Annotated in this window: 16 protein-coding genes; 8 read left to right on the top strand and 8 right to left on the bottom strand. The window is 75.8% G+C overall.

Annotation, left to right across the window (positions count from 1 at the left end):
* Positions 1-143 precede the first annotated feature (143 nt).
* Positions 144-371: a PspC domain-containing protein gene (locus tag CAE01nite_RS13240; RefSeq protein WP_146905368.1), complete on the bottom strand. Its 228-nt coding sequence runs from the start codon at positions 369-371 to the stop codon at positions 144-146.
* Between the two features lie 394 nt (positions 372-765).
* On the opposite strand from CAE01nite_RS13240, the gene CAE01nite_RS13245 reads away from it, so the two are divergent.
* Positions 766-1,761 carry an aminoglycoside phosphotransferase family protein gene (locus tag CAE01nite_RS13245; protein WP_146905371.1) on the top strand — a complete coding sequence of 332 codons (996 nt, stop codon included), beginning with the start codon at positions 766-768 and terminating at the stop codon, positions 1,759-1,761.
* 35 nt (positions 1,762-1,796) lie between these two features.
* Here CAE01nite_RS13245 and CAE01nite_RS13250 read toward each other — a convergent pair whose 3' ends face one another.
* Positions 1,797-2,288 (bottom strand): protein-tyrosine phosphatase family protein, encoded by a 492-nt coding sequence (locus CAE01nite_RS13250; protein ID WP_146905374.1) that lies wholly within the window; start codon positions 2,286-2,288, stop codon positions 1,797-1,799.
* 278 nt (positions 2,289-2,566) lie between these two features.
* Between CAE01nite_RS13250 and CAE01nite_RS13255 the strand changes: the two genes are divergently transcribed.
* Positions 2,567-2,845 carry a hypothetical protein gene (locus CAE01nite_RS13255; protein ID WP_146905377.1) on the top strand — a complete coding sequence of 93 codons (279 nt, stop codon included), beginning with the start codon at positions 2,567-2,569 and terminating at the stop codon, positions 2,843-2,845.
* A gap of 88 nt (positions 2,846-2,933) precedes the next feature.
* Here CAE01nite_RS13255 and CAE01nite_RS13260 read toward each other — a convergent pair whose 3' ends face one another.
* The gene (locus CAE01nite_RS13260) at positions 2,934-3,524 is read right to left on the bottom strand and encodes a DoxX family protein (protein WP_146905380.1); all 591 of its coding nucleotides are present in this window, start codon (positions 3,522-3,524) and stop codon (positions 2,934-2,936) included.
* A 92-nt stretch (positions 3,525-3,616) separates the two neighbouring features.
* Positions 3,617-4,177, bottom strand: coding sequence for an RDD family protein (locus CAE01nite_RS13265; RefSeq protein WP_146905383.1), 561 nt, complete (start codon positions 4,175-4,177; stop codon positions 3,617-3,619).
* A gap of 190 nt (positions 4,178-4,367) precedes the next feature.
* On the opposite strand from CAE01nite_RS13265, the gene CAE01nite_RS13270 reads away from it, so the two are divergent.
* The 4 genes from CAE01nite_RS13270 to CAE01nite_RS13285 are packed head-to-tail and all read left to right on the top strand — an operon-like array spanning position 4,368 to position 7,150.
* Positions 4,368-4,976 carry a TetR/AcrR family transcriptional regulator gene (locus tag CAE01nite_RS13270; protein ID WP_146905386.1) on the top strand — a complete coding sequence of 203 codons (609 nt, stop codon included), beginning with the start codon at positions 4,368-4,370 and terminating at the stop codon, positions 4,974-4,976.
* Positions 4,973-5,749, top strand: a complete 777-nt coding sequence (locus CAE01nite_RS13275) for an alpha/beta fold hydrolase (RefSeq protein WP_146905389.1) — start codon at positions 4,973-4,975, stop codon at positions 5,747-5,749. The genes CAE01nite_RS13270 and CAE01nite_RS13275 overlap by 4 nt, the downstream gene beginning before the upstream one ends.
* A 35-nt stretch (positions 5,750-5,784) precedes the next feature.
* Positions 5,785-6,861, top strand: coding sequence for a non-homologous end-joining DNA ligase (ligD, locus tag CAE01nite_RS13280; RefSeq protein ID WP_146905392.1), 1,077 nt, complete (start codon positions 5,785-5,787; stop codon positions 6,859-6,861).
* 52 nt (positions 6,862-6,913) lie between these two features.
* A complete protein-coding gene (locus CAE01nite_RS13285) occupies positions 6,914-7,150 on the top strand; it encodes a hypothetical protein (protein WP_146905395.1) in 237 nt (78 codons plus the stop codon).
* A gap of 137 nt (positions 7,151-7,287) precedes the next feature.
* Here CAE01nite_RS13285 and CAE01nite_RS18820 read toward each other — a convergent pair whose 3' ends face one another.
* The 4 genes from CAE01nite_RS18820 to CAE01nite_RS13305 all read right to left on the bottom strand — a co-directional run bounded on the left by CAE01nite_RS18820 (position 7,288) and on the right by CAE01nite_RS13305 (position 12,508).
* Positions 7,288-8,928: a M15 family metallopeptidase gene (locus CAE01nite_RS18820; RefSeq protein ID WP_146905398.1), complete on the bottom strand. Its 1,641-nt coding sequence runs from the start codon at positions 8,926-8,928 to the stop codon at positions 7,288-7,290.
* 190 nt (positions 8,929-9,118) lie between these two features.
* Positions 9,119-9,958, bottom strand: coding sequence for a transglutaminase family protein (locus CAE01nite_RS13295; RefSeq protein WP_146905401.1), 840 nt, complete (start codon positions 9,956-9,958; stop codon positions 9,119-9,121).
* Between the two features lie 13 nt (positions 9,959-9,971).
* Positions 9,972-10,901 (bottom strand): alpha-E domain-containing protein, encoded by a 930-nt coding sequence (locus CAE01nite_RS13300; protein ID WP_146905403.1) that lies wholly within the window; start codon positions 10,899-10,901, stop codon positions 9,972-9,974.
* Positions 10,895-12,508 (bottom strand): circularly permuted type 2 ATP-grasp protein, encoded by a 1,614-nt coding sequence (locus tag CAE01nite_RS13305; protein WP_146905405.1) that lies wholly within the window; start codon positions 12,506-12,508, stop codon positions 10,895-10,897. The genes CAE01nite_RS13300 and CAE01nite_RS13305 overlap by 7 nt, the downstream gene beginning before the upstream one ends.
* 187 nt (positions 12,509-12,695) lie before the next feature.
* On the opposite strand from CAE01nite_RS13305, the gene CAE01nite_RS13310 reads away from it, so the two are divergent.
* Both CAE01nite_RS13310 and CAE01nite_RS13315 read left to right on the top strand, forming a co-directional pair.
* Complete coding sequence (locus CAE01nite_RS13310) at positions 12,696-13,166, top strand: hypothetical protein (RefSeq protein ID WP_146905408.1); 471 nt, start codon at positions 12,696-12,698, stop codon at positions 13,164-13,166.
* Between the two features lie 171 nt (positions 13,167-13,337).
* Complete coding sequence (locus CAE01nite_RS13315) at positions 13,338-14,981, top strand: right-handed parallel beta-helix repeat-containing protein (protein ID WP_146905410.1); 1,644 nt, start codon at positions 13,338-13,340, stop codon at positions 14,979-14,981.
* Positions 14,982-15,019 lie beyond the last annotated feature (38 nt).

The following is a 15,019-nucleotide window of genomic DNA, read 5'->3' on the forward strand; positions in this document are numbered from 1 at the left end:
TCTGGGAGCGGAGCATGTCTCCACTCTGCCTGACCCGGCCGGGCCCGTCGCGACGAGAGGCCCGGTCGGGACAGGTCGGGCGGGGCCGGCACGCGGTCACCGCCGCCCCAGGACGGCCGCCGCGGTCGGCCGCCGCGGCGACGTCACTGCGGGCGCGGCGCGTACCGCTCGGACGGCATGAGGACCCACAGCACCGGGTAGACGATGAGCTGGCTGCCCGGCAGCACCATGAGCGCCAGCAGGAACAGCACGCGGGTGGGCCAGGGGTCGATCCCGAACCGGCGCCCCAGACCGGCCAGCACGCCGCCCAGGACGCGGTTGCCGAGCGGGCGGTACAGGCCTTGCCGGCCCAGGCTCTCGTGGACGTTCACCGGTGTCTCTCTCTCGGGTGGTGAGCTGTCGCAGGCTGTCGCGACCGGACCAGTCTGACGACCCGCCGGCGCGCCGCGGTATCGGGGACCACCCGGACGCGCCCCGGACCGCCCCCGGATCCGTCCCGGACCCCGCCCCGCGACCCGCCGCTCGACCGGGCCCCGATCTGCCCCTGGACCTGCCGCGGCCTGCCCGCGCGGAGCACCCGTGGACCGGCCCCGATCGGCCCTCGTCCGCCGCCGCCCGGAGCCTCGGCGGGGCCGCGGAGGTTCACCCGTTCGGGCCAAGGACACCTGGCGTTCACCGTGTGTACTCTGCAGCTCCCAACCCGGTCGACCCCCCGTCGACGTCGTGCGGTGGCACCTTCGTCACTTCATCGACCGGGAGACCCCCATGGCCCTGACCCTCCCCGCGCGCGCGGCGACCGCTCCGCCCGCCGCCCCGGAGGCCCTCCCCGACCTCGTCGCCCCCGCCGGCGTGACCGTCGTCGACCCTGCGCACGGCTCGGACGGCGCGGCCGACGAGCTGGGGATCCTGTCGACCACGCACCGGGACGTCCTGCCGCTGCCGACGTCGACCTGGGGAGTCCCCGAGGCGCGAGAGGCCCTGGCCGAGGCACGGCTGGTGCTCCCCGTGCCGCTGCGTCGGGCGCGGGTGGTCAGCGCGCTCACCACGGTGGTGCTCCGGGCCGGGCAGCACGCCGTCAAGGTCTACCCCCCGGGTACCGACGCGGCGCACCTGGCTCGCATCGGCGAGGCGCTCGACGGCTCGCAGACGGCACTGGTGCCGCTGTGCGCACCCGTCGTGACGTCGTCCGGCGTCGTCAGCGTCTCCCCGTGGCTGAGCAGCAGCCGGCCCGTCGGCTGGGCCGACACCGGCGCCCTCCTGCGCCGCTTCCACGACGCGCACGCCGCCGCAGACGTCCCCGCGTGGGACCCGCTGCGCCGGCTGGTGGCGCTCGCCGCGCACCTGCCCGACGACGCCGCCGCCGTCCTGCTCGACGCCCGGGTCGCGCTGCTGGAGGCCCTGGGCGGCCTGCACTCGCCGCTCGGCGTCGGGGTGGTGCACGGCGACGTGTCCCCGGCCAACGTCATGCGGCGCCCGGGCGGGCCGGTGCTCATCGACCTGGACTTCGTCGCCCTCGCACCGCGGGAGTACGACCTGACCAGCGCCGCCCGTCGCTTCGTCGCGGGCGAGATCGACGCCGCGACGTACCACGGCTTCTGCTCCGCCTACGGCGCCGACGTGCTGCCGTGGGACGGCCGGGTGGTGCTGGACCGCATCGCGCTGCTGGGCGGCGTGGCGTTCCGGATCTGGGACGACACCCGGCGCGGGACGCCGCTGGAGTGGCTCGACGACGCCGTGCGGGAGTGGCGCACGCCCCTGTGACGACGCCGGCGGGGTCGGGCTCGACCCCGGGGCCGTCACGCCGGGGCGGGCAGGGACTCCAGCCAGGCCGCGAACGACTCGTTGTTGACCGTCCCCCGGCGCCGTTCCTGCACGTAGCGCATGGCGTCGCCCCCGGGCAGGCCCAGCAGCTCACGGACGACGAGCGAGGCCATCAGGCCGGAGCGGTTGCGTCCGAACGTGCAGTGCACGAGCACGCGGTAGCCGTCCTCGATGAGGCCGGCGACCAGCGTGGCGTACCGCAGGGTGATCGCCGGGTCCGGGACGTCCTCCCCGTCCACCAGCGGGGACTTGAGGTACACGAGCCCCTCGGTCGCACCGGCCGGGGGGTAGGTGTCCGGGTCGGCGAAGTCGAAGACCGCCGTGATGCCCGCGTCGCGGACCCAGTCGTAGTCGACGGGGCACCCGCCCTGCCACAGCCGACCGGGGACGAGCTCGGTGGGCGGATCGGCCGGCTCCACCCCGGGGAGGTCGACGGGATCGGTGGTCAGCGCGAGCTCCTCGGTCACCGGGCGAGCCTAACCACGCCCGCGCCCGGTGCGCCCGGCGGACGCGGACGACCGCCCGGCACGGTCACCCGGCCGCGTGCACACGGCACGTCCTGAGTGCGCTCCCCGCCGAGTGCCACGTCCCGGACGCATCCGCGGCGCCCGAGGGTCCACACCGTCGCACTCGGCACGTGGCACGTGGGGGGGAGGGGCGCGCACCCTGCCGAGTGCGACGTCGTGGACCCGGCCACGTGCACGCGGCGGCGGGCGATGTGGGTGGCGTCGCCTACCCTCGCGACGTGAGCAAAGTCGACGCGCAGCGCGCCATGAAGGCCGCCCGCCACGCCCAGACGTCCCCCGCGCCGGCAGCACGCCCGACGACGCCGGCCGTGGCCCCGGCTGCGCCCGCCTCCCGACCGGCGCGCGCGACGTCCGGCACGGGGACGCCCGCGGGGGCCGGTGCGTCGACGGCGTCCGGCTCCGCCCCCGCCGCGGCGACGTGCGGGCACCGCAACATGGCCGGCAAGGAGTGCCGCCGGCCCGCGGGCCACGCCGAGAAGAGCCACCGCTACAGCTGACCGACGCGCGCCCGCCCGACCGGCTGCCCGGCCGGGCAGCCGGCGCCGGTCAGGCGGGCGCTGCGCCGGGCAGCCGGCGCCGAGCCGGTCAGGCCACCCCACCCGGGGTGCCCGGGTCGTCCGAGGTCACCGGGTCGCCCGCCGTGTCGCCGTACGGCGCCACGGCCGGCTCCGCCGGAGCCGTCGCGTCCGCTCCGGCCCGGCGGCCGACCTCGATCGCTGCCGTCGACGCGATCGCGCCGGCGAGCAGGGCGAAGACGCCCCAGGCCGTGCCCTTGCGCTCCGTGCCCAGCAGCGCGTCGAGGGACACCGAGCCCGGCCCGTCCTCCGCGAGCGCGACCAGCGCCGCGATGAGCGCGACGTTGTACTCGTAGCCGCCGTTGGCCGCCCACGGGCCGTTGGGCAGGTGCACCTTGCGGACCGCGGTGATCATCGTGCCGATGAGCGCGGCGCAGGCGAACGGGGTGGCGAGCCCTGTCAGCAGGAGCGCACCCCCACCCGCCTCGGACACGCCGGCGGCGTAGGCGTTGCGCCGCGACGGGTGCATGTCCAGCGACTCCATCATGCCGCTCGTGCCCTCGATGCCGGGGCCGCCGAACGAGCCGAAGAGCTTCTGGGCGCCGTGCCCGATGAAGAGAGACCCGATGACCGTCCGGGCCAGGAATCGACCGATGTGCATGGCTCGTCCTTGTGTCGTCCCGGCGTCGAGCGGCTGCTGCGACACCCGGACGATCGTCCCGCCGTTGCGCCGCCGTCGCCCCTTGGGGGAAGTCAGCGGGCGCGGACGACGACCGAGCTGAGCAGCTTGTCGGCGAACGTCTGCTTGTCCCGGTCCCACAGCGGCCACAGGTACCCGAGGTAGAGCACGCCGTCGAGCAGGTGCGCGACGTCCCGGCCGAACGCCGCACCGGCACCGATGGGGGCGCCGGTCCGGGACCCCACGAGCCGGATCCCCAGCGCCTTCTTGCCGAGCGACTGCCCGGTGCGTCCCTGGCGCAGGAACCGGTTCCAGATCCCCAGGACGATGCTCGTCAGGAGCCCCAGCCAGACCGCGACCATGCCGGCCGCGGTGAAGCTCCGGGAGGGCTCCCCGAGCTGGTCCACGCCCGGCGTGCTCAGCAGCAGGCCGATCATCCCGCCGGCGAAGTACGGAACCCCGACGACGAGCTGGTCGAGGACGGACGCGCCGACCCGGCTCCACCACCCGGCGAGCTCGCGGGGCGGGGGTGCCGGCTGCCAGGCCTGGACGGGGGCTGCGCCGTCGGGCGCTCCGGGGTACGGCGACGGGTACGGCGTCGCGCCGTACGGCGTGGTGGTGGCGTCGTTGCTCATGGTGCTCCTCGCACGGCGGGTCGGCCCGAGACGGTCCGGCCGACGGTCGCGTGGAGTATGGCGAGGGCGAGGCCGGGCTCGCGAACCGGGTCCCCCGGATGGCTCACCGGCCGCCCGGCGCGACCGCGGTGTGACCAGACGCACGGGCCCCCGCGTTGCCGCGCCCCTGGGGTGAGTGTGTACTCACACAGTGACCCCCACCCCCACGGCTCGATCGACGGCCGACGCCCGGCGGGCCGACGTCGTCGCCTGCGCCCTGACGGTCTTCGCGCGGCGCGGCTACCACGGCACCCCGGTGACGGCCGTCGCGGACGCCGCGGGCATCTCGCAGGCGTACGTGTTCCGGCTGTTCCCGACCAAGACGGCGCTGTTCGTCGCCGCGCTGGAGCTCTGCTACACCCAGCTGCGCGCCGAGCTGACCGCGGCGGCGTCCGGCGCGCGGGACGGGTCCCCGGCGCAGGTCCTGGAGGCGATGGGCGACGCGTACGCACGCCTGGTGGACGAGCGGGACCTGCTCATGCTCCAGGTGCACGCGCAGAGCGCCTCCGACGTCCCCGAGGTGCGCGCGGCCGTCCGCCGTGGGTACGGCTCGGTCGTGGAGCACGCGCGCGCCCTCGCCGCCGGCGACGACGCCGGCGTCCGCCGGTTCCTGGCCCTGGGCCAGCTGTACCACCTCGTCGTCGCAGCCGACCTCGCCGGTGTCGAGGAGGACTGGGCGCGCGTGCTGACGCCCGGGGTGCTCACCGGCGCCGTCGACGCCGGCCTCTCGACCCCCGACCGGGGCGGGGTGCCGGCATGAGCGCGCACGCGCTGACGACGCTGACGACGCGGGCCGGCCGGGCCACGCCGGTCGTCTTCGTGCACGGGGTCCGGACGTCCTCGGCGATCTGGGCGCCCCAGGTGCGCGCGATGGAGCGGTCCGGGCACACCTGCGTCGCGGTGGACCTGCCGGGCCACGGCACGCGCACGCACGAGCGGTTCACCCTGGCCGGTGCGCTCGCCACGATCGACGCGGCGGTCGACGACGTCGCCGACCGGGTCGGCGCCGCGCCGCTCGTCGTCGGGCTGTCGCTGGGCGGGTACTCGACCCTGGCGTACGCCGCGCGGCACCAGCACAAGGTGGCCGGCGTGCTCCTGGCGGGGTGCTCGACGGAGATCCGCGGCAAGCCGGTGCACGTCTACCGCGCCGTGGCGCACCACGTGTCCCGCGCCCTGCGGCCGACCGGCGGCACCTGGCACGTCGTCACCGACATGCTGGCGGCGATGCGGGGGCACTCGTCCCTGGCGGACCTGCGCCTCCTGCGTGCGCCCGTCTGGCTGGTCAACGGCCGCCGCGACGTCCTGCGGCTGGAGGAGCGGCGCTACCTCGCGGCGCGCCCCGGCACGCGGCTGACCGTCGTCCCCCGCGCCGGCCACGACGTCAACAGCCACGCACCGCTCGCGTTCAACCGGATCCTGCTCGACGTCCTGCACGAGCTCCGCTCGGCCGCGGCGTCCGCGGCGTCCGCGGCGGGTGTGGCCGCCGGCGCGGCGGCGACGGGGCTCGCCCGGGCCGTCCCGACGCACGCCTGAGCCGTACCGGCGGGGCGCCTCGCTAGCGTGACCCCATGGCGACGACGAAGACCCCGGCGGTCGAGCTGGACGTGCGCGGTCGCACGGTCCGGATCACGAGCCCGGACCGGGTGGTGTTCCCGCAGCGCGGGCTGACGAAGCTGGACGTCGCGGAGTACTTCCTCGCCGTCGGGGACGGGATCCTCGGCGCCCTGGCGGACCGTCCCACCACCCTGGAGCGGTGGCCGAAGGGCGTGTTCGAGGGCGCGAGGATGTCCACCCGCTCGGACTCGACGGGGGACGCGTTCTACCAGAAGCGGGTCCCGCAGGGCGCCCCGGACTACATCCGCACCGCCCGGATCGCGTTCCCGAGCGGCCGGACCGCCGACGAGATCGCCCCCACGGAGCTGGCTGTCGTCCTGTGGTGCGTGAACATGGGGACGCTCACGTTCCACCCGTGGCCCGTGCGCCGCGACGACGTGGAGTCCCCCGACCAGCTGCGCATCGACCTGGACCCGCAACCGGGCACGGACTTCGCCGACGCCGCCTGGGTCGCCCCGCACGTGCGCGAGCTGCTGCACGAGCACGGCCTGCAGGGCACGCCCAAGACGTCGGGCGGGCGGGGCCTGCACATCTTCGTGCCGATCGAGCCCCGGTGGACCTTCACGCAGGCGCGGCGGGCGACCATCGCGCTGGGCCGCGAGCTGGAGCGCCGCCTGCCGGACCGGGTCACGATGAAGTGGTGGAAGGAGGAGCGCGGCCAGAAGATCTTCGTCGACTACAACCAGATGGCGCGCGACCGCACCATCGCGTCCGCGTACTCCGTCCGCCCGAACCCCCGCGCCACGGTCTCCGCCCCGCTGCGCTGGGAGGAGGTGGGCGACGTCCACCCCGACGACTTCGACGTCACCACCATGCCCGCCCGGTTCGCGGAGGTCGGTGACCTGTTCGCGCCGCTCAGCGGCCCGGACGCTGCGGCCTATTCCATCCGGTCGCTGCTGGACCTGGCCGACCAGGACGAGCGCGACCACGGGATCGGCGACCTGCCCTACCCGCCGGAGTACCCCAAGATGCCCGGGGAGCCCAAGCGGGTGCAGCCCAGCAAGGACCGCGACCGCAGGACCGAGGCGTAGGGGCAGCCGCTCGCGGTGCCGAGCCCTGGGTAGCGGGCGCACAATAGAGGTGATGTCCTCCCACCCCACCGGCCGCCGCCGGCACCTGCCCAACAGCCCCTTCAACGCCGCGCGCGAGGCGGCTGCGATCCCGCCGCAGCCCATCCCGGTCGGCGAGCGCGTCTCCCACGAGCGCTACGGCCTCGGCCGTGTCGTCGCGGTGGAGGACGACCGAGCCGTCATCGTGGACTTCGGCGGCGGCGAGGTGCGTCGCGTCGCCCTCGACAGCGCCAAGCTCGAGCGGCTCTGACCGACCCGACCGTGGTGAACGGCGCCGGGCCGCCCCTCGCCCGCGCCCGCACGCCCTCCCTCATGCCGCACCGGCACGGCTGCCGGGAGGAGCGGCCGCGATGCCGAGTGGTCACGGACCCGGCACTCGCCGACGGGTCAGCGGTCCCCGAGCCCCGTGACCTTGGGTGTCAGCGACTTCCTCGGGTCGACGGGCTCGGTGTCGAACTCCCAGTGCCACGGCTCCAGGGGGCCCGCACCGCCGGGCTCCATCCCGGCCGGGTGGTGCCAGCCGAACGTCTCCGCGTGCTCCTTCATCCACCGGTAGTCCGGGTCGTCGAAGACCCCCACGCCGCCGAAGCCGGCGAGGTCGACGGCCAGCGCCCGCCCGTGGTTGGACCGCCCCGGCGTGGCGGCGAGGCCGCCCTTGGCTGCCTTGACGGCGACCTGCGCCTCGAAGCTGCGGTAGGAGCTCGACACCTCGAGGTCGACGCCGTGGTCCGCCCGGTAGGCCGCGTTGAGCCGCTCCAGCGCCGGCGCCGCGTCGCAGCGGAGCAGGACGCCGTCGGCGAAGTCGACGCCGCACAGCAGGTCCAGGGGCAGGTCACCGTTGGGCGCGTCGTCGACCTCGGCCACCTTCCGCGCGAGCTCCTCGGCGGCCTCCCGCGCGGCCTGCTCGGCGGCGGCCTGGGCGGCGGCAGCCTCGGCGGCCTGCCGGGCGGCCTCCGCGGCGGCGGCCTCCGCACTCTGCCGCACCTGCACGGACAGCTCGACGACCTGGCGGGCCGCGGCCTCCATCTCGGCGCTGACGCCGAGGTCCAGCGCGGCGAGCTGCTGACGGCCGACGGCGACCTCAGGCGGCTCCGGGACCGACATGGGCGCTGCGGTGGGCGTGGCGGGTGCCGACGACGTGGGCGGTGCTGACGAAGTCGGGGATGCCGACGCCGTCGGGGCCGCGGGTGCGGGCTCAGGTGCGGGTGGGGTCGCGGACCGGTCCGCGGCGCTCGGGCCGGTCGCGATGCCGGTGGCGACCGTCCCCGCGTCGGACCCGCCGGTCGACGGGCCGGTCGCGCCGGCGGCGCCGGTCGCCGTGCCGGTCGGGGCCGTCGCCGTGCCGGTCGGGCCGGTCACCGCGGGGGACGACGTGTCGCCGCCCGCCGGAGCGGCGGCCGCGGGGTCGGGACCCGTCCCGTCGAGGGGCGCAGGGCCGCGCGGGCCGGCCGGCTGCGGCGACGCGGCGACCGGCACGCCCGCCAGTGCGGCCCGCGTCCCGTCACGGTGCGCGCGCGGGGTGACGCGGGGCTCGGGGACCTCGACGTCCAGCAGGGCGCTGCGCCGGAACGGCGTGGTCACCGCGGCGGCGGACGGCGCGGAGTCGATGAGCTCGGCGAGCCGGACCGCGGCCTCGTCGAGCGGGGTGACGCTCTCGGCGGGCAGCTGGGCGCCGGCCTGCACGACGACGGCGTCGGCCGCCTGGACGGCCGCACGCGCGGCCGCGAGCGCCTCGGTACGGCGCCCGGCGGCGTACTGCACCGCGGCGCCGGTCAGCCGGGCGGTCGCCGCCTGGGCGACCCGGACCTGGCGCGCCTGCTCGGCGCGGACCGCTCGTGCCTGCGCGGCCTCGGCGGCCAGCCGCTCGGTGGTCGCGACGTGTGCGGCGACGCCGTGGACGGCCCCGCCACCGACCAGGCTCGCGGCGAGCGTGAGTGCGAGGAGCCGCCGGCGTTGCCGGACCCTCGCCCGTCGCGCGCGCCGCGGCGCCGCCACGGTCCGGACGGTGGTCGGGATGCCACGGTCCACGGCGGTGCTCCCCGGTGCCCTGCTCCCCCACCCGGCGGGTGGCCAGGGTCGTGGGTGCTCGGACTGGGATCCCCTGCGGGGTCCCAGTCGGCACCGGCGCCGAGGATCTGAGGCGCACGCGGGCGCGCGGCCGTCGTGACGCCCGCCACGGCGGCCCGGGCGGCACCGGTGCGGTGATCCCCGTGGCGGCTCAGGCCTCGCGGGTGATGCGCACCGTCACGTCGAGCCCGTCGGTGCCCGAGCCGGCGTAGATGCCGCGCACCGGCGCGACGTCCTGGTACTCCCGCCCCCGGCCGAGCACGACGTGGTTGTCGGCGACCGGGATGCCGTTCGTCGGGTCGTACGGGACCCACTGGCCGACCCACCACTCGACCCACGCGTGGGACTCGCCGGTCACCACCTCGCCCACCTCGGCGTTGCGCCGCGGGTGCAGGTACCCGGACACGTAGCGGGCCGGGATGCCGATGCCGCGCAGGGCCCCGACCGCCAGCTGGGCCATGTCCTGGCACACGCCCTTGCGGGCCTCCCACGCCTGCGCGGCGTAGGTGTGCACGCTGGTGGAGCCGGTCACGTACTCCACGGCGTCGTGCACCGCGCCGCACACCGCCTCCGCCGCGTCGTGCGGGGAGCGCCCGGCCGCGAGCTCCGCCGCGATCGCGGCCAGGTCCTCGGGTGCCTGGGTGGCCGGGGAGTCGGTGAGGAACTCGGCGAGCTCGTTGCGCACGCCGTCGCTGGTCATCACGCCCCAGTCGGCAGGCGCCGTCGGCCAGGTCACCGGCGACACCTCCACGCGCGAGGTGCTGCGCAGCCGCAGGCTCTCGTGCGGGACGGTGACCTCGAACGCGGTCACCGCCGTGCCCCAGTAGTCCCGGAAGTCGTGCCGCCACGAGTGCGGGTCGATCTCCAGGCCCGCCGACAGCACGGTCTGCCCGCGCCCGGACAGCGGGGTCATCCGCGCCTCGTTGTACGACGCCACGACCGGGCCCCCGTACGTGAAGGTCGTCGTGTGCACCACGTGCATCCGGCTCATCGCCGCACCTCCGTCACCGCACGCCACCCATCCACGTCGTCACCGCACCGGCCGGGAAGTACCGCGCGCGGATCGCGTCGCTGGCCGCCGAGCAGGACCGCTGGACCCGCTCCATGTGCTCGGGCAGCTCGTCCAGGAGGTCAGACAGCCGCCGGTACTCCAAGCCCGCCCTCGCCTCCCCGATCCGCATGCGCGCCTCGTCGACCCCCGCGTGGTCGCGCAGCGGGTCCAGCCCCTCCAGGCAGCTCTCCGCCTGCCCGAGCGCATGGACGATCGACCGGGGGAACAGCCGGTCGGTGAGCAGGAACCCGGCGGCGCTCTCGTCCGAGGCGATGCCGCGGTAGCGCCGCAGGTACGCCTCGTGCGCGCCGCAGGAGTGCAGCAGCGTGCGCCAGTCCGGGGCCACCGAGCCCGCCAGCGCCCGCGTCGCCAGCAGCCGCGCCGTCATGTCCGCCCGCTCCAGCGACCGGCCCAGCACCAGGAAGTGCCAGGTGTCGTCGCGGGAGATGGTCGAGTCGACGATGCCCGAGACGACCGCCGACCGCTCCCGCACCCAGGAGAAGTACGAGTGCGCCCGGCGCGCGCCGAGCCGGGCGGGCAGCTGCGTCCACGTGACGTTCACCGCCTCCCACAGGTCGGTCGAGATCACCTCACGGGCCCGCCGGGCGTTCTCGCGCGCGGCGATGAGCGACCCGGCGATCGCCGACGGGGTGTCCCGGTCGTAGGCCAGCAGGTCTAGGACCTCCTGCCGGCCGATGGTCACCTCAGGTCCGGGCAGGTCACGGTCCATCACCGACAGCAGGGACCGGCACGCCGCGTCCTCCTCGGCCCACGGGTCCTCCAGGAGGATCTGCAGGTGCACGTCGACGAGGCGGGCGGTGTCGTCCGCGCGCTCGATGTAGCGGCCGATCCAGAACAGCGACTCGGCGATGCGGCTCAGCACGGGGCCCCCCCGGGCCGGTCCTGGACCTGAGCCCGGCCCCGCCGCTCATGCTGCTGTTGCTGCTGCTGCATGGACTGGCTGCGCACGTCGTCGGGGTTGACGTCCAGCGGCACCGAGGACTGCGGGGCGACGGTGTGCGGGTGGTCCACCGGCGGCCGGGCGGGGCGCGGGCCGCGGCGGTCCGCCAGCACCCACGTGTCCTTCGAGCCGCCGCCCTGCGAGCTGTTGACGACGAGCTCGCCCTCGGGGAGCGCCACCCGGGTCAGGCCGCCGGGCAGCACCCACACCTGGTCGCCGTCGTTCACCGCGAACGGTCGCAGGTCGACGTGCCGGGGTCGCAGGCCCTCCTCGACCAGGGTGGGCACCGTCGACAGCTGGACGACGGGCTGGGCGATCCACCCGCGAGGATCCGCCCGCAACCGGTCCCGCAGGTCCCCGAGCTCCGCGCGGGACGCGCGCGGGCCCACCACCAGTCCCTTGCCGCCGGACCCGTCGACGGGCTTAACGACGAGCTCGTCGAGCCGGTCCAGCACCTCCTCGAGGGCCTCGCGCTCCTCCAGCCGCCACGTGTCGACGTTGGCCACCAGCGGGTCCTCGCCCAGGTAGTACCGGATGAGGTCGGGGACGTAGGTGTAGACGAGCTTGTCGTCCGCGACGCCGTTGCCGACCGCGTTCGCGATCGTCACCGTCCCGGCCCGCGCGCACGCCATCAGCCCCGGACTGCCGAGCTGGGAGTCGGAGCGGAAGGCGACCGGGTCGAGGAACTCGTCGTCCACCCGGCGGTAGATGACGTCGACGCGCTGGCGGCCCTGCGTGGTGCGCATCCACACCCGCCCGCCGGAGCACACCAGGTCACGTCCCTCGACGAGCTCGACGCCCATCGTCCGGGCCAGCAGGGAGTGCTCGAAGTAGGCGCTGTTGTAGACGCCGGGGGTCAGCACGACGACGGTCGGCTCGTCGACGCCGGGGGGCGCGGCCGCGCGCAGCGCCTCCAGCAGCCGGACCGGGTAGTCCGCGACAGGCCGGATCTGCAGCGCGGCGAAGAGCTCCGGGAACGTCTGGGTCATCGCCCGGCGGTTGGACAGCACGTAGCTGACCCCGCTGGGGACGCGCACGTTGTCCTCCAGGACGCGGAACGTGCCGGCCTCGTCGCGGATCAGGTCGATCCCGGACACGTGCACCCGGACCCCGTTGGGCGCGACGATCCCCTTCGCCTGCCGGTGGAAGTGCGTGGAGGAGGTGATCAGGCTCCGCGGGACCACGCCGTCGGCGACGGCGCGCTGGGGTCCGTAGACGTCGGCGAGGAAGGCCTCGAGCGCGCGCACGCGCTGGGCGACGCCGGGCGCGACGGTGTCCCACTCCGCGCCGGTGACGACGCGGGGCGCGACGTCGACCGGGAAGGGACGCTCCTCGCCGGCGAAGTCGAACGTGACTCCCTGGGCGACGTAGCTGCGCGCGAGGCTCTCGGCGCGGGCGCGCAGCTCGGGGCCCGACATCTTGGCGAGGGCGGCGTGCACGTGCCGGTACGCCGGCCGCACCTCGCCCTCGCGGTCGATGACCTCGTCCCAGGCGGCGCCCGGCGGATACCCGTCGAAGAGGTCGGTCATGCCCGGACGGTAGGCGGCGCGTGTGAACGGCGCATTTCGGGGCGGGGTCGTCCGACGACGCCCCGTACCGGCAGGTGTCGTGGGGCGTCGCCGACGCCGATGAACCGGGACGACACCCCGACCGTGTACCCCCACGACAGGGGCCGCCGCACCAGCCGTCGGCCCTCGCAACGTCGCGAGGAGCACCATGCGCACCACCCGGAAGACCACGTCCGCCGCCGTCGCCGCCGTCGCCCTGGCAGCCACGATCCTCACCGGCGGGCCGGCGAGCGCCAGCGGGCACACGATCCTGCGGGACGGGTTCGAGGGGAACCTCGTCCCGGGACCGACCATCGCCGGGGTCCCGTCCGCCGGGCGGCCGTGGATCCTCGACGACTCCAGCCGGGTGCGGGTCCGCGAGGACGGGCGGATCACCGTCAACATCCGGGGCCTGATCTTCGCCAACGGGGACCCGAACCCGGTGCCCTTCGTCGCTGCGAGCCTCGTGTGCGGCGGGGCGGTCGTGGACTCCACGGAGCCGTTCGACCTCAGCGTCCCGAAGGGCAACGGCCACACGAGCCAGCGCATCAGCGTCCCGGACGACTGCGACGACCCGGTCGTGCTGATCCGGAACGCGTCGGGCGATGCCCTGGGCGGGTACTTCGCCTTCACCGGCTGACGCCCTCCGGGGCGGCCACGCCCCCTCGGACCGGGGGCGGCCCGGCGACGATGCCGGACCGCCCCCGCCGTCCGTCTCCTCTGGGCATTTCCTGCTCCACGCGGTTCACTCGTCCGCGTGACAGATGTCCGGATTGCTCACGTCCGCCCGATCCGCACCGAACGGGCCGGCATGACGCTGACCCGCCTCGCCCGGCTCTCTCGGCTCGCCGCAGTCGCGCTGCCCCTCGTGCTCGTGTGGACCCCTGCCGCCGCGGCCACCGGTCCTGCGCTCACGGTCGACGGCCGACCGCTGGCCGGAGCGGTCACGGCGCCGTCCTTCACGGTCGCCTCGGCCGACTTGGGCAGCAGCGTCAGGGCGAAGTTCCGGCTGGACGGCGTCTACCTCGGGACCGACGCCACCCTGCCGTTCACCTGGCCGGTCAGTGCGACGGCCGGCACGCACGAGCTCGAGGTCCGCGTCTACGACGAGGCCGGCGAGCAGGGGCGGACCGCCGCGCGGTTCACCGTCGAGCGGACCACCACCGCGACGCCGACGCCCGCGCCGGCCCCGGCCCCGTCCACCCCCGCACCCGCGCCCGCACCCGGCACCCGTGCCCTGACGGCCGACGGCCGACCTCTCGCCGGCGCCACCGTGGCCTCCGGCGTCACCGTCACCGCCCCGGACCTGGGTGGGACCGTGAAGGCGAAGTTCCGCCTCGACGGCGCCTACCTCGGCACCGCGGTCACCCTGCCGCTGACCTGGCCGGCGCACGCCGCCCCGGGCGCCCACCAGCTCGAGGTCCGGCTGTACGACGCCGCCGGCGCAGAGCAGGGCCGGGTCGTCGCCGACTTCACCGTCGCCGGCTCGTCGTCGACCCCCCAGCCCGCACCCGCGCCCGCACCGGCACCGACGCCCACGCCGTCCCCTGCCCCTGCCCCGGTTCGCACGGTCACCGTCCGTGACGGCGCCGGCCTCGCCGCCGCCCTCGCCGCCGCGACCCCCGGCACCACGATCCAGCTCGCCGACGGCGTCTACACCGCCGAGCAGCAGCTCACCGTCGGCACCTCGTGCACCGCCGCCGCCCCCTGCGCCCTGCGCGGCGGCCGCGGCGCGGTCCTGGACGGCGCCGGGCTCAGCGGCCACTACGGGCTCCACGTGAAGGACGCCGACCACTGGACCGTCGCGGGCGTCACCGTGCGCAACGCGAGCAAGGGGATCGTCGTGGACGGCTCCGACCGTGTCGTGATCGACGGCGTCGAGGTCACCCAGATCGGCGCCGAGGGCATCCACCTGCGGGCCTTCTCCAGCGACGGCGTCGTGCGCGGCTCCCTCGTCCACCACGTCGGCCTCGACAAGCCGCAGTTCGGCGAGGGCATCTACATCGGCTCCGCAACGTCCAACTGGGGGACCTACTCCGGGGGCAGGCCGGACGCGAGCGACCGCAACGTCATCACCGGCAACCGCATCTGGGCGACCGGGGCGGAGAGCGTCGACATCAAGGAGGGCACCACCGGAGGCGTCCTGTCGGGCAACACCTTCGACGGCGCGGGCATGGCCGGCGAGAACAGCGCCGACTCCTGGGTCGACGTCAAGGGCAACGACTGGCTGATCTCCCGGAACACCGGCACGAACGCGCTGCTGGACGGCTTCCAGACCCACGTCCTGGTTTCGGGCTGGGGCCGGCGCAACGTCTTCACCGGGAACACCGCCACCGTCCGCGCCGCCGGCTACGGGTTCCGCTTCCAGGACGCCGCCACGACCGGCAACGTGCTGCGCTGCGACAACACGGTGACCGAGGCCGGTCTCGGCTCCGCCAACCAGCGCTGCGCCTGACCGCCGTCCGCCCGCCACCGGCGCCGACGGACGCCCAC

Origin of the sequence: Cellulomonas aerilata (genome assembly GCF_007991755.1) — a bacterium.
Taxonomy (GTDB): domain Bacteria; phylum Actinomycetota; class Actinomycetes; order Actinomycetales; family Cellulomonadaceae; genus Pengzhenrongella; species Pengzhenrongella aerilata.